General features: G+C 61.2%; 13 protein-coding genes and 1 riboswitch. Of the genes, 8 read left to right on the top strand and 5 right to left on the bottom strand.

Going from position 1 to position 12,835, the window contains the following annotated elements; translation table 11 throughout:
• Window positions 1-69: 69 nt before the first annotated feature.
• Both RRB22_00335 and RRB22_00330 read left to right on the top strand, forming a co-directional pair.
• Entirely contained in the window at window positions 70-351 is a 282-nt protein-coding gene (locus tag RRB22_00335) for a pyrimidine/purine nucleoside phosphorylase (protein ID MDT8382840.1), read from the top strand.
• 30 nt (window positions 352-381) lie between these two features.
• A complete protein-coding gene (locus tag RRB22_00330) occupies window positions 382-843 on the top strand; it encodes a cyclic nucleotide-binding domain-containing protein (protein ID MDT8382839.1) in 462 nt (153 codons plus the stop codon).
• A 113-nt stretch (window positions 844-956) separates the two neighbouring features.
• Here the strand turns inward: RRB22_00330 and RRB22_00325 are convergent, their stop codons facing one another.
• From RRB22_00325 to thiC, 3 genes are all read right to left on the bottom strand, one after another.
• A complete protein-coding gene (locus tag RRB22_00325) occupies window positions 957-1,973 on the bottom strand; it encodes a ChaN family lipoprotein (GenBank protein MDT8382838.1) in 1,017 nt (338 codons plus the stop codon).
• A gap of 64 nt (window positions 1,974-2,037) precedes the next feature.
• The gene (locus RRB22_00320; GenBank protein MDT8382837.1) at window positions 2,038-2,544 is read right to left on the bottom strand and encodes a DUF302 domain-containing protein; all 507 of its coding nucleotides are present in this window, start codon (window positions 2,542-2,544) and stop codon (window positions 2,038-2,040) included.
• A 239-nt stretch (window positions 2,545-2,783) separates the two neighbouring features.
• The gene (thiC, locus tag RRB22_00315; protein ID MDT8382836.1) at window positions 2,784-4,679 is read right to left on the bottom strand and encodes a phosphomethylpyrimidine synthase ThiC; all 1,896 of its coding nucleotides are present in this window, start codon (window positions 4,677-4,679) and stop codon (window positions 2,784-2,786) included.
• Window positions 4,680-4,746: 67 nt separating this feature from the next.
• Window positions 4,747-4,864, bottom strand: a riboswitch (TPP riboswitch).
• 331 nt (window positions 4,865-5,195) lie between these two features.
• Here thiC and RRB22_00310 point away from each other — a divergent pair.
• From RRB22_00310 to RRB22_00285, 6 genes are all read left to right on the top strand, one after another.
• Window positions 5,196-5,867 (top strand): protein-L-isoaspartate O-methyltransferase, encoded by a 672-nt coding sequence (locus RRB22_00310; protein MDT8382835.1) that lies wholly within the window; start codon window positions 5,196-5,198, stop codon window positions 5,865-5,867.
• A gap of 174 nt (window positions 5,868-6,041) precedes the next feature.
• Complete coding sequence (locus RRB22_00305; GenBank protein MDT8382834.1) at window positions 6,042-7,355, top strand: TolC family outer membrane protein; 1,314 nt, start codon at window positions 6,042-6,044, stop codon at window positions 7,353-7,355.
• Window positions 7,356-7,464: 109 nt separating this feature from the next.
• Window positions 7,465-8,466 (top strand): LpxL/LpxP family Kdo(2)-lipid IV(A) lauroyl/palmitoleoyl acyltransferase, encoded by a 1,002-nt coding sequence (gene lpxL / locus RRB22_00300; GenBank protein ID MDT8382833.1) that lies wholly within the window; start codon window positions 7,465-7,467, stop codon window positions 8,464-8,466.
• Window positions 8,463-9,722 (top strand): 3-deoxy-D-manno-octulosonic acid transferase, encoded by a 1,260-nt coding sequence (locus RRB22_00295; GenBank protein ID MDT8382832.1) that lies wholly within the window; start codon window positions 8,463-8,465, stop codon window positions 9,720-9,722. Before lpxL ends, RRB22_00295 begins: the two co-directional genes overlap by 4 nt.
• Window positions 9,719-10,225, top strand: a complete 507-nt coding sequence (locus tag RRB22_00290) for a disulfide bond formation protein B (protein MDT8382831.1) — start codon at window positions 9,719-9,721, stop codon at window positions 10,223-10,225. Before RRB22_00295 ends, RRB22_00290 begins: the two co-directional genes overlap by 4 nt.
• Window positions 10,222-10,872, top strand: coding sequence for a thioredoxin domain-containing protein (locus RRB22_00285; protein ID MDT8382830.1), 651 nt, complete (start codon window positions 10,222-10,224; stop codon window positions 10,870-10,872). Before RRB22_00290 ends, RRB22_00285 begins: the two co-directional genes overlap by 4 nt.
• A 62-nt stretch (window positions 10,873-10,934) precedes the next feature.
• On the opposite strand, the gene RRB22_00280 is transcribed toward RRB22_00285, so the two are convergent.
• Together RRB22_00280 and RRB22_00275 are read right to left on the bottom strand one after the other, a co-directional pair.
• A complete protein-coding gene (locus RRB22_00280; protein MDT8382829.1) occupies window positions 10,935-11,876 on the bottom strand; it encodes a radical SAM protein in 942 nt (313 codons plus the stop codon).
• 207 nt (window positions 11,877-12,083) lie between these two features.
• Window positions 12,084-12,797: a 3-deoxy-D-manno-octulosonic acid kinase gene (locus RRB22_00275; GenBank protein MDT8382828.1), complete on the bottom strand. Its 714-nt coding sequence runs from the start codon at window positions 12,795-12,797 to the stop codon at window positions 12,084-12,086.
• Window positions 12,798-12,835: the final 38 nt, after the last annotated feature.

The raw sequence follows: 12,835 nt of genomic DNA, 5'->3' as shown, positions 1-12,835 counted from the left end.
TTTGCGTATACTTGTCGACCGTAGCCTTATTGTTTATCAACCCCTAGTTAGCCTTTTTTGGAGTCCACCATGCTGACCAATAACGAATATTTTGATGGCCGCGTCAGGTCCATAGGGTTCCAGACCGAATCCCTGCCCGCCACAGTGGGCGTGATGGCGCCGGGCGAGTATGAGTTTAATACCAGCCAGAAGGAAACCATGACCGTGGTCTCCGGCACGCTACGGGTAAAACTGCCAAATAGCAGCGAATGGACAAGCTACCATCAAAATGACCACTTTATTGTTGAAGCCAATCAGCGCTTCCAGCTCAAGGTCGATGTCGACACTGCCTACCTCTGCACCTATGAATAACCGACCAGCCCAATTAAGGAGCGCTGCCACATGATGACCGAGCTGGAACAGGTTCAATTATTCAAGGAACTCACGGGCCAGGCCTTGCAGGAAATCAGCGGCTTCTGCACCAAACTGGAACTGGAGAGCGGCGATACCTTTATTGCGGAGAATGATCTGCAATCGCGCGATCTGTTTATTCTCTGCCGGGGACGGGTAGAGATCATCACCAGCAGCAGCGGCATCACCAGCAGCGAATCCATCATCTCCGAGCACGACAAGGAACTGTTCGGAGAGATCAGCTGGATTACGGGCCGCCGGCGCACCGCCTCGGTACGCTGCGTCGGCGAGGTCGAGGCCATTCGCATCGATGGCGAAAAATTCATGGCCTATCTGCAAAGCCATCCCGAAGCCGGCTTCGTCGTGATGCGCACGATTGCGCGACTGGTGGCCAATGCGCTAAGCGACACCGACCAGTTACTGAAACAGATGTTGTGGAACACGCCCCTCTAGGCCCGCGCCGGGTTGTGGCTATCTGTAGTTATGGGTGATAGTCACAGGGCGATAGTTCCCAGACGATAGTTACCGGGCGATACTGATCGCCAGACCACAGCTACGCGCGATCTTTATGCCCCGGCTTCGCCTTTTGTTTCCGGTTGCACTGTTTCCGGCTGCAATGCGGCAGGGGGGCGATTTTTCATGTGCTGACGAAACTGTTCGCAGGGATCGGGCCGATCCACCCGTGGCGTAAACCAGACATAATCAAAGGGCAGCGCCCCATCCCCCCAACGTTGCGCATAATCCGCCACCTCCATGGCCTCAGGCACCACCTCCATCCAGGCCATCGCCACGATCCGTGCCTTCGGCCGGGCCTGGGCGAGATACTTTGGCACACCCCAATCCTTGCGCGTATGTCCTGAGCCTGCCACCAGCACCCGGGTATCGATCTCTCCAGCGTTCAGCAAACTGTCCATCATCACCGCGTCCTTGACCCGCTGCGTCAGCATCATCGCCTTCACCATTCCCTCGTGCTCCATCCCGCAATGGGAATCGACGATCTCCTGGCGCAGGGCTGCCTCCTGACCGGCCGTCAGGGTGTTGTAGTCCAGCGCGGTTTTGATCGGCGCCGGGATCTCCTGCTCGCCCTGCTTGCCGATGGCCATTATGCGTTCGCGATCCAGGCTGGCGGCACGGATCTCAAAACCGGCCCTGATCGCGCTCTCAAACAGGGGAATATAGTGCGGCTCGTATTGCCAGTTGCTGGGCACCTGTTTCAGCAAGGCCAGCAGGGAGGCCAATGAATCGTAGCCCTGATCGGCAAGCAGGTTTCCCTGCTGCCGGCTGATCATCTCAAAGGCCACCATGGCGGAACGCCTGTGCGCGTACAGCTCGTCGATCACCCAGGCCTGGTAGCGGTGATGCAGCGGGTTGTCATGGGTTTCGCCCAGCAACAGAAATTCGCTGCTCACTATCTTTTCTACAAGCTGCTGCTGACTAATGAACTGCTGGGCGCTCACATCCCAGATCCTCTCCGCCAGCACATGGTCGGCCAGCAGTAGTGGTGGCTGGGAGGTTTTTGTCGGCAGACTGTTACACGCTGCAAGACCGACCAGGACCAGCAACACCAGCAAGCACTTTTTCATCTCAACCGCCTTTTTTCATGCACACAGCGTGTGTGTCGTCGGTTCTTTCACAAGCTCTGACAACTCAAAGATCACCGTTGGCACCGGCCTGCATGATGTCCATCAGCACATCACGCACCTTGCCCGCGCGGAGCTTAAGCTCCTGGGTGAGGGTTGCGCCCTGCAGCATCATGTCCAGGTTCATCATCACCAGCCAGCCCTGACCCTTTTCGTCTTCCACCAGTGCGATACGGCAGGGCAAATAGGCGGCAAAATGGATGTTGGCCTCCACCATGCGCTGCGCCGTCAACGGGTCGCAAAACTGGTAAATGGCCATGTGGCGCGCCTTCTGCCCCATGGACTCAACCTGTTTGGAGAGCGGCAACTCCGCCACCAACTTCATGTTATGGATGTTGGCGCGCAACTTCATGGATTCAACGGCATCGGCAAAACCCACGCCGTCGGCCAGCGGCATCTTCACCACCGTGTCCTCGATATTGACCTGCGGTGTTGCCGCCTGGGCACCACCCGCAACCGCCAGGAAACCCGTCAGCAGCACCATTGCCAATAAGCGTTTCATTTCGACCTTCATTGCCATCTCCTTAAAAGTGATTGGCGTTGCCTCGTAGCGCGCGGTATTTCACACCACCCTAAGCCCGACAGCCTCCTAGGAGGCTGTCGGGCTTAGGTGGATTGTAGCGAGGGAGTGGGAGAGTGAGCCCAAATTTTCCCAATGTTGAGGCGCATAGTGGTTCTATGTAACGAAACATTGGGGAAATTTGGGCCGCACTCCCGCTTCCGCAGCCAATTCATCCTAAATCCGACAGCCTCCTAGACCTTCTTATAGATTTCGGCGCCCGAGTCCTTGAACTCCCTGGCCTTCTCCTGCATGCCCTGCTCCATCACCACCTCAACACCCACCCCTTGCCGGGCGGCAAAATCACGCACGTCCTGGGAGATCTTCATGGAACAGAAGTGCGGCCCGCACATGGAGCAGAAGTGCGCCACTTTGGCGGACTGCTTGGGCAGGGTTTCATCATGGAAGGAGCGCGCCTTGTCGGGATCGAGACCGAGGTTAAACTGATCTTCCCAGCGGAATTCAAACCGCGCCTTGGACAGGGCGTTGTCGCGCAGCTGCGCGCCCGGCAGACCCTTGGCCAGATCCGCGGCATGCGCGGCGATCTTGTAGGTGATGATCCCCTCGCGCACATCGGCCTTGTTGGGCAGACCGAGATGTTCCTTGGGGGTGACATAACAGAGCATCGCACAGCCATACCAGCCGATCTGTGCGGCGCCGATACCGGAGGTGATATGGTCATAGCCGGGGGCAATGTCAGTGGTCAGCGGGCCCAGGGTGTAAAACGGCGCCTCAAAACAATCCACCAGCTCCTTGTCCATGTTTTCCTTGATCATCTGCATGGGTACATGGCCGGGACCTTCGATCATTACCTGCACATCATGTTGCCAGGCAATCCTGGTCAATTCGCCGAGCGTTTCCAGCTCACCGAATTGCGCCTCGTCATTGGCATCGGCCAGCGAACCCGGACGCAAGCCATCGCCTAACGAAAAGCTGACGTCGTAGGCCTTCATGATTTCGCAGATGTCTTCAAAGTGCGTGTACAGGAAGTTTTCCTGATGATGCGCCAGGCACCACTTGGCCATGATGGAACCACCGCGCGACACGATACCGGTAACCCGGTTCGCCGTCATCGGCACATAACGCAGCAGCACACCGGCGTGGATCGTAAAATAATCCACACCCTGTTCCGCCTGCTCGATGAGCGTGTCGCGGAACAGCTCCCAGGTGAGGTCTTCCGACTTGCCGTTGACCTTTTCCAGCGCCTGATAGATCGGCACGGTGCCAATGGGCATGGGTGAATTGCGCAGCACCCATTCGCGGGTTTCGTGAATATTTTTGCCGGTGGACAGATCCATCAGGGTGTCGCCGCCCCAGCGCGCAGACCAGGCCATCTTTTCCACCTCTTCGTCGATGGAGGAACTCACCGCCGAGTTGCCGATGTTGGTATTGATCTTGACCCGGAAATTGCGGCCGATGATCATCGGCTCCAGTTCCGGGTGATTGATGTTGGCGGGGATAATCGCCCGACCGCGCGCGATCTCGTCGCGCACAAATTCCGGCGTGATTTCTTGCGGCAGATTAGCGCCGAAGTTTTCACCCGGGTGCTGGCGCAACAATTTTTCATAACGCGGATCGGTGCGCAGCTCATTCAGGCGCTGGGTTTCGCGAATGGCGACGAATTCCATCTCCGGGGTAATAATGCCCTTGCGCGCATAGTGCATCTGGCTGACGTTGCATCCCGCCCTCGCGCGTCGCGGGGCGCGAATGTGTTCGAAGCGCAGCTGCGCCAGCTCGGGGTCGTTCTGTCGTTTCCTGCCGTATTCCGACGTGGGACCGGTAAGCAGTTCCGTATCGTCGCGCTCCTTAATCCACGCATCGCGCACATCGGGCATGCCCTTCATCAAATCGATGTCCACATCCGGATCGGTAAACGGGCCCGAGGTGTCATAAACGGTGATGGGTGGATTTTCCTCCACCTCCGTACCTTCCATATTGCAGGTCGGCGACTGCGCAATCTCGCGCATGGGCACGCGGATATCCGGCCGCGAACCCTGCACGTAGATCTTTCTTGAATTGGTAAAAGGCTGGGTTACCTCTGCCGACAGTTTGGCGGTTTTTTGCAGAAATTCTTGGGGGATAGCGCTCATGGATTACGGTCCTCAACACAGTGTTGGTCGACCACGGACGCGGAAACCGCCGCCGTTCTCTGTAACCGAAAGAACGGCCTTGCTTCCCTACGCCGGTGTCAGCCGGATCAGGTTCAAAGGGTATTTCTCAGTCTGTTTCCTGTTCAGTGATGCAACACAGAGACACGACACCCCTAGCTTCAGAGCCTGTGAAAAATCGACGGCCGTAGTAGACCGGCATTCTTACACAGGCTCTCAGGTCTGGTGATTATAGCGTTATTTGGCTCACCGACCCCAGGCCCACATCATCGCCCGCCCATCAACACACATCAACTGCAACAAAGTGGGGCCTTTCGTCTGCCGACAGTTTCGCCAACAGGGGCCGCCGGTCAGGCATGACCCGATAAGAAACAGGGGAGCTTTGATGCCTGCGCCAGCCCGCCCGCCCCGCCCTGCAGGCCTTCCAATCCCTTGCCTCTCTCCGGTAAACCCCGTAATCTAGCCCGTCATTTAACACGCAATTTGGCCAAAGAAACTATGACGACCCGCATCACATCGGATTCCGACCAAGCCCGTTTCAACATGATCGAGCAGCAGATCCGCCCGGCGGAGGTGCTCGACCAACGTGTGCTGAAGACGATTGCCGATACCCCGCGTGAGGCCTTTGTCCCCGCCAATTATCGTGAGCTGGCCTTTGCCGACCTCAACGTGCCCCTGCCCAACGGCCAGCTGATGATGAAGCCCATCATGGAGGCGCGTCTGCTGCAGGCCCTGAATATCCAGCCCGACGATTCGATCCTGGAGATCGGCAGCGGCAGCGGGTATTTCACCGCCCTGCTCGCCAGGCTGGGCGGCACCGTGCAGAGCATCGAAATCGATGCCGCGATGCTGGCCGCCGCGCAGGCAAAACTGGATGCCCACGGCATCCACAATGTCACCCTGATACACGACGATGCGGCGCGGGGCTGGGATCAAAATGGCCCCTATGATGTGATCGCCATTACCGGCTCCCTGCCGATCCTGCCCGAGAGCTTCCAGCAACAGTTGCGCATCGGCGGGCGCATGGTGGCGATTGTCGGCCAGTCGCCGGTGATGCAGGTGCGGCTCATCACCCGGATTGATGACAGGCAGTGGTCCAGTGAATGCCTGTACGAGACCGACTTCCCGGCCCTCATCAACGCCGAGCAGCCGCAGGCCTTTGTCTTTTAGGCCACGGACCTGAAAACAACCGCTTTCACATCGCCGCGAAATTAGGCCACACTTAATCACACGTATAGCCACACTATCGTTTCATCGGCCTCATACACGACGCCCGCGACAATCCAGCAATGACGTTAGCCCACAGGATTCAGCATGCGATACCTCAACGGATCAACTGACACAATGCCCACTTCCAGTAGCCACACCACCCCTTGCAACCGCCTCGCTAATCTCGGCCTTGGGCTGACCCTCTGCCTCATCGCCAGCAGCGCGCACAGCGAATCGCTGATGGCCATTCATAGCCTGGCGGTGGGTAATGACCCGCAATACAAGGCGGCAGAGGCCGGCCTGGCGGCCGCCCAGGAGGCGTTGCCACAGAGCCGGGCCAACTTTTTGCCGTCACTGCGCGCCAGCGCCAGCCACACGGAAGACTTCGATTCATCGATCGATGCCTACAACAGCTACTCGCTGGCCTTGCGGCAGCCGATCTACGAGCATGGCAGCTTTGTCCAGCGTCGTAGCGCCAAAAGCGCCGTCGCCCAGGCCGAGGCCGTATTCCGCGGTGCCGAACAGGCGCTGATCGTGGATGTCGCCAGCGCCTATTTCAACGTGCTGTCCGCGCAGGATAATCTGCAGTTCGCCGAGGCCGAAAAACGCTCCAATGCCCGCCAGCTGGACCAGACCCAGCAGCGGTTTGATGTCGGCCTGGTGGCGATCACCGATGTGCATGAATCCCGCGCCGCCTACGATATCTCCGTCGCCCAGGCCATCGAGGCCCAGAACCTCCTCGACGCCGCCGGCGAAAGCCTGCGCGAGATCACCGGCCGCTATCACGACAGCCTCGACACCCTCAGCGAGGACATGCCGCTGGTGCCGCCCACCCCCATCGATCTGCAGGACTGGACCGAGCTGGCCCTGACGCAAAACCCCGACCTCCTGGCGGCCATGCAGGCCACCGAACAGGCCGAGGAAAACGTCAACGCACAGCGCTCTGACCACTACCCCACGGTCGACCTGTCGCTGGTGCATAGCGATACCGACAGCGACCGCTTTATCGCGGGCACCGACACCGACAGCACCACCGCCACGCTATCGCTCAATCTGGCCTTGTACAGTGGTGGCCGCACCCAGTCCAGCATCACCCAGGCCCGTGAATTCCTCAAACAAAGCCGACAGGCCCTGGAGCAGGCCCGACGCTCCACCCAGCGCACCGTGCGCAACGCCTATCGCGGCGTGATCTCCGGCATCAGCCGCGTCAAGGCCCTGAAGCAGGCGCTGGTCTCCAGCCAGAGCGCGCTACGCGCCGCCGAGGCCGGTTACGAGGTCGGCACCCGCACCACGGTGGACGTGCTGGTGGCCCGCCGCAACCTGTTCAGTGCGCAGCGTGACTACTCCCAGTCACGCTACAACTACCTGTTGGACACCCTGCGCCTGCAGCAGGCCGCCGGCTCTCTGACCACCCAGAACCTGAAGACCGTCAGCGACTGGCTGCGCTAAACGCCCGCATCGACATTCCGCAGCAGCCGGGCGCCGCACACCGACACCAGCTGCCCGTCACCCCCGGGCCATGGCATAATAGCGGGCCGACCCCAACGGTTTCTGGTACGTGAAACAGCCCTCGCCCACATCCCAATTCCTTCGCAGTCTGCACCCCCGCTACTGGCCGACCTGGCTTGGCCTGTCGTTGCTGTGGCTGCTCATCCACCTGCCTTACCCCCTGCTGGTGAAACTCGGGATCCCGCTGGGCGCCCTGCTGTATCGCCTGGCCCCCAAGCGACGCCACATCACCCGGACCAATCTTGCGCTGGTCTTTCCCGAACTCGGCCAGGCCGAGCGCGAGCAGCTGTGTCGGCGCGTGTTTCGCTCGGTGGGCATCTCGTTTCTGGAAACCCCGCTGGCCTGGTGGGGCAGCGACAAAAGGCTGGCCGGACTGCGCCACATTGACGGACTGGAACATCTGCAGGCCGCGCTGGCCGAGGGCCACGGCGTCATCTTGCTGACCGCCCACTTTACCTGCCTGGAACTCGGCGCCCGTCTACTGGCGCCGCAACAACCCCTGGCCGTGATGTACAGGCGACAGCGGAATCTCCCGTTTGAGATCGTCATGCGCCACAACATCAAACGGCATTTCCACGCCGCCATCCTGCGTCACGATGTGCGCAGCCTATTGCGCGCCCTCAAAAAAAACCAGGCCTGCTGGTATGCGCCCGACCAGGACTTCGGGCCCAGGCAGAGTCTGTTCGCCCCCTTCATGGGCGTCAGCGCCGCCAGCCTGGAGTCCCCCATGCGCCTGGCAAAGGTCTCCGGCGCCAGGGTGGTGCCCTTTTTCCCGCTGCGTCGGGCGGACGGACGCGGCTATCAGCTGACCATTCTGCCCGCACTGGAGAATTTCCCCAGCGGCGATTCCGCCAGCGATCTGCTAGCCGACGCCACCCGCATCAACGCCCTGTTTGAGGAGCAGATCCGCCGCACCCCCGAGCAATACCTGTGGCTGCACCGGCGCTTCAAGACGCGTCCCGAGGGTGAACCCGGCCTGTATGGCTGGGCGGACAAAAAACGCCGGCACCGCGCCCCACAAGGGCCGCACAACAAGGAAGGTGCGACGTGAAGCAGGGACTGTTGCGTTATCGCTTAGTGCTGCGCCTGCTGGCGCCACTGATCCTCGTCTTCAACGCCTGGCAGGCGGCCCGCGCCGGACAACTGCGCCTGTTTCGCCAACGGCTCGGGGTCTGCCTGCCACGCCGCACCGATCGGCCGCTATGGTTACACGCCGCCTCCGTCGGCGAGGTCATCGCCGCCCAACCGTTAATAGCGGCCCTGCGCGAACGCTTCCCACAGCTGCCGGTGGTGGTAACCACCGTCACCGCCACCGGCGCCGGCATCGCGCGGCAGCGACTGCCCGCCGAGGTGCAACACTTTTACCTACCCATGGATTGGCCCGGTGCCACCCGGCGATTCCTGCGCGCGGTAAATCCCCGCGCCGCACTGATCATGGAAACCGAGCTGTGGCCCAACCTGTTTGCCGGTATCGCCGTGCATCACATCCCCCTCATTATCGTCAACGGCCGACTCTCCTCGCGCACCCGTCATGCCGCCGGCTGGATAAGGGCGCTCTACGCCCTCAGCCTGAAAAGTGTCAGCGCGATTCTGGCGCGTTCGGCGGATGACGCAGCGGCCTACATTGCGTTAGGCGCGCCTGCCGAACGGGTGCGCATGCTCGGCAATATCAAGTTCTCCGGCACCGCCGGCACCCGCGTGCAGGCCATCGACCTCGGCCGCCCTTATGTGCTCGCCGCCTCCACCCACCACGATGAGGAACGCCAGCTTGCCCAGACCTGGCAACAGACCCAAACCCGGGGCCGGCTGCTGGTCATCGCGCCACGCCATCCCCAGCGCCGGGAGGAGATCCTCCACCAGATCGACGCCCGGCCGATCGCCGTACGCAGCCGTGGTGATGCCGTCACCGCCGACACCCGGATCTACCTCGCCGACACGCTAGGTGAACTGGAAGCCCTGATGGCCGGCGCAGACTGCGTCTTCATGGGCGGCTCGCTCATTGCCCACGGCGGCCACAACATCCTGGAACCGGCGCGACTGGGCAGGCCCATCGTGTTCGGGCCACACATGAAAAACTTCACCGATGAGGCGCAGCTGTTGCTGCAGGCCGATGCCGCCATACAGGTCGCCGATGCTCAGGCATTGTCCGGCCTGCTGAACGACTGGCTGACTCACCCCGACAAGGCCGCCCTGTATGGCGCCCGGGCCGCAGAGCTGATGTCACGCCAGGGCGCGGTGCTGGAGGCATACCTGCGGGCGATTGTCGAGCTCGGCGGGCTTGCCACCGGGCAAGACTCCCCATCATGACTCCCGATATGAATCCGCGCACCGACAAGGCGCCCGACAGACGAGCCGATGACCACGCCCAGCCCGGCTGGAACCTGTTATTCGGCGCCTGGCTGCTGGCGGCGATCGCCACCCTGGGCAGCCTGTTCCTTGGCGAGGTGATGGGCATGAAGCCCTGCATACTCTGCTGGTATCAGCGCATCTTCATGTATCCCCTGGTTATCATCCTGCTGGCGGGCATGTTCCCCGTGGACCCGCGCGTAGTGCGTTATGCCCTGCCCCTGGCGATCATCGGCTGGCTATTTGCCGTCTACCACTATCTGCTCCATTCGGGCTTCATACCGGAAAGTCTGCAGCCCTGTGATCAGGACGCCTCCTGCGCCGAGATCAATCTGCAGCTATTTGGCTTTGTCACCATCCCCATGCTCTCCATCCTGGCCTACACCACGATCATTGCGTTGCTGGTGATGTTCCGAAACGAGACCCGGCACCCCCACACCCCGCACAACAGGACGCCATCATGAAAAAACACCTCCAGGTTCCCATCGCCGCGGCGCTGCTGCTGATCGTCTTCGCCGTGGCCATCATTATCTACAATGAACAGCAGGCCGAGGAGCTCAGTGCCACGGCCGACAAAAATGCCGCCTTACTGATCCGCGATTATTCGCCGACCATCGGCAATAAAAACGCCAGGGTGACCATCGTGGAATTTTTTGATCCCGCCTGTGAAACCTGCAAGGCCTTTCATCCCTTTGTGAAGCACCTGATGTCCGCCCATCCCGGCAGGATCAATCTGGTGCTGCGCTATACGCCGTTTCACCAGGGCTCGGACTACGTGATTAAGATCCTGGAGGCGGCGCGGCTGCAAAACCGCTTCTGGGAGACCCTGGAGGCAAGCTATGAGTCACAGCCCGCCTGGGCCTCGCACGGCAATCCGCAACCCGAACGGTTGTGGACCCTGCTCGGTGGTGTGGGGCTTGATCTGAATAAGGCCAGGGCGGACATGCAGAGCCCGACGATCGCCCACCGCATCCAGCAGGATATGGAGGATGCCCGGCAGCTGCAGGTCACCAAGACCCCCGGCTTCTTCGTCAACGGCAAGCCCCTGGTGCGTTTTGGTTATGAACCGTTACAGGAACTGGTGGAGGCAGAAATCCGCCAGCAGTATTGAGCTGGCGGCGGCCGGGCCGCAGGAAAAAACGGGGCAGTCTCCGGTTCCGGTTAGGCCCCGTGCTATGGGGCGAATGCCCTCACAAAATAGTCTTCGCCGAGATAACCCACCTGCCTGAGCCGGTGCTCGGCAATCAGCCCCTCCACCACGGACCAGTCCGCCCCGGCGCGCGACAGCAACGCCCTGACCGCCGAGGCCCGCATGGGATGCACGGCGGTAATGCTGAGCAGATCCTGTCGCACATCACCGCTGTAGGCAAAGGCATCGCCCTCGTAACCGATGAGATATTCCACCCGGGGCAGACGACTGGCCAGGATCTGGTAGGCCTGGTTCACGGCCTGCTCGCCCGGCCCGCGTATCCCGGGCTCGGCTGGGGGCCGCGTGGGGATTGCGAGATAGGCCCTGGCGACACCCAGCTGCTGCAGAAAATCGGCCACCCCGGCCAGCGCCTGCGGATGGTCATTGATGCCGCGAACCAGCATGGTCTCCGATACCAGCTCACCACGGAATTGCCGGGCAAAGCGGCGGATGCCGTCCAGCACCGCGTTGAGCTGTAGCGACGCATGGGGACGATTGATCTGTCGCCACACCGCCTCGGCAACACTGTCGACCTTCACCGAGACCCAGTCCGCCCGCGCCAGCGCCGCGCGCACCTCTTTACGCCAGAGCAGGGAGGCATTTGAGATCACCGCAATGGGAATATTTAACGGCCGCAACCGATCGATCGCCTGGCCGAGCATGGCATCCAGGGTCGGCTCACCATCCGGGACGAAGGTCAGGTAGTCGACGGGGTCCTCGGCATGCTGCGCACTTTGCAGCTGCGCACTAACCGCCTGATAGATTGCCTCCGGGGTGTAAAACTCCCGTGGCTCGACGATTTTTCCGTGGGTGATCCCCACCTGACAATACTGGCAGGAATAGGAGCAGAACTTGGGCGGAATATTATTGATGCCCAGACTACGCCCCAGGCGGCGTGATGGGACAGGACCAAAGGCGATCGTCATTCCCTTCTCCTCCAACAGCGATCCGTTGACAGCTTAAGCCGCGGCCTTCAGCCATTGCGCCCGCTCTCAGCGGCGCACTTTATGCAGGCTGCGGATTAAGTCTAGCCCGGATCTGTGGTTGAGACGCGACGCCCCTTGACCGGTGGCGCTGGTATTAGGGCTGGCCGCCTGAGCGGGGGATGCACTGGGCGGGCAGGTCGACGGGCCTCATTCCATCCAGCCGGCCATCAGCTGCTGCCAGTCGGCCTCCCCGAAGTGAAAGGCTGCCTGCAGGCCGGACAGCTTGTCCAGCGACCGCCGCAGGCGCTCCAGATTGGCCATTTGCCAGTCGCGTGAGGGCGGGCGAATCTCGCCCCTGTCGAAGTCGATCAGCCACACCGCGACAGCACCACCTAACAGGATATTGTGGGCATTGAGATCCGCGTGATAGACACCGGCCCGGTGAAAGCGCCGAACGCAGCGGCCGATGGCCTGCCACTGGGCGGCGGACAGGGGGCCGTCCTGCAGGACCTGATTCAGCGAGCGGCTATCGGGCACCCGCTGCATAATGATGTCGGCCCGATAAAACGGCCCCCGGGTGACCACTCGCGTGGCCACCGGCACCGGCACCGGCAGGCCCTGGGCGGACAGGTCCGCCAGCAGATGCCATTCGCGCCAGGCCCGGCTCTCCGGCAGGGTGGCGCGCCAGTAGCGATCACCCAGCAGCCCGGCCATCAGGCCACCGCGTCGATAGTGGCGCAGCACGCAATCCAGCCCGGCGATCTCCACGAAGTGCGTGGTGCCCCGGCCCTGCGCAGTGCCGCGCAGCAGACCGTCACGCGCCAGGGCCGCGGCGTCGAAATAACCCGGCTCAATCGTGGTTAATTGATCCGCGTCATAGAGAACGTGCTGCGCGCCGTCGTGCTTTTCGGTAGGATTCATGGGTTCGGTTTAAAACCTCGTTTGATAATCAAAAGAAG

The sequence above is a fragment of the Gammaproteobacteria bacterium genome, assembly GCA_032250735.1.
In the GTDB taxonomy this organism is placed as follows: domain Bacteria; phylum Pseudomonadota; class Gammaproteobacteria; order SZUA-152; family SZUA-152; genus SZUA-152.
Note: the sequence above shows the minus strand (reverse complement) of the source record. Positions and strands in the feature narration are given on the sequence as shown.

Bases quoted from the DNA above. Each gene is read 5' to 3' on its own strand.
- RRB22_00335 (MDT8382840.1), top strand. From the start codon at position 70: ATGCTGACCAATAACGAATATTTTGATGGCCGCGTCAGGTCCATAGGG.
- RRB22_00310 (MDT8382835.1), top strand. From the start codon at position 5,196: ATGACGACCCGCATCACATCGGATTCCGACCAAGCCCGTTTCAACATG.
- RRB22_00325 (MDT8382838.1), bottom strand. From the start codon at position 1,973: ATGAAAAAGTGCTTGCTGGTGTTGCTGGTCCTGGTCGGTCTTGCAGCG.
- RRB22_00275 (MDT8382828.1), bottom strand. From the start codon at position 12,797: ATGAATCCTACCGAAAAGCACGACGGCGCGCAGCACGTTCTCTATGAC.
- RRB22_00320 (MDT8382837.1), bottom strand. From the start codon at position 2,544: ATGAAGGTCGAAATGAAACGCTTATTGGCAATGGTGCTGCTGACGGGT.
- RRB22_00305 (MDT8382834.1), top strand. From the start codon at position 6,042: ATGCCCACTTCCAGTAGCCACACCACCCCTTGCAACCGCCTCGCTAAT.
- RRB22_00280 (MDT8382829.1), bottom strand. From the start codon at position 11,876: ATGACGATCGCCTTTGGTCCTGTCCCATCACGCCGCCTGGGGCGTAGT.
- RRB22_00290 (MDT8382831.1), top strand. From the start codon at position 9,719: ATGACTCCCGATATGAATCCGCGCACCGACAAGGCGCCCGACAGACGA.
- RRB22_00285 (MDT8382830.1), top strand. From the start codon at position 10,222: ATGAAAAAACACCTCCAGGTTCCCATCGCCGCGGCGCTGCTGCTGATC.
- thiC (MDT8382836.1), bottom strand. From the start codon at position 4,679: ATGAGCGCTATCCCCCAAGAATTTCTGCAAAAAACCGCCAAACTGTCG.
- RRB22_00330 (MDT8382839.1), top strand. From the start codon at position 382: ATGATGACCGAGCTGGAACAGGTTCAATTATTCAAGGAACTCACGGGC.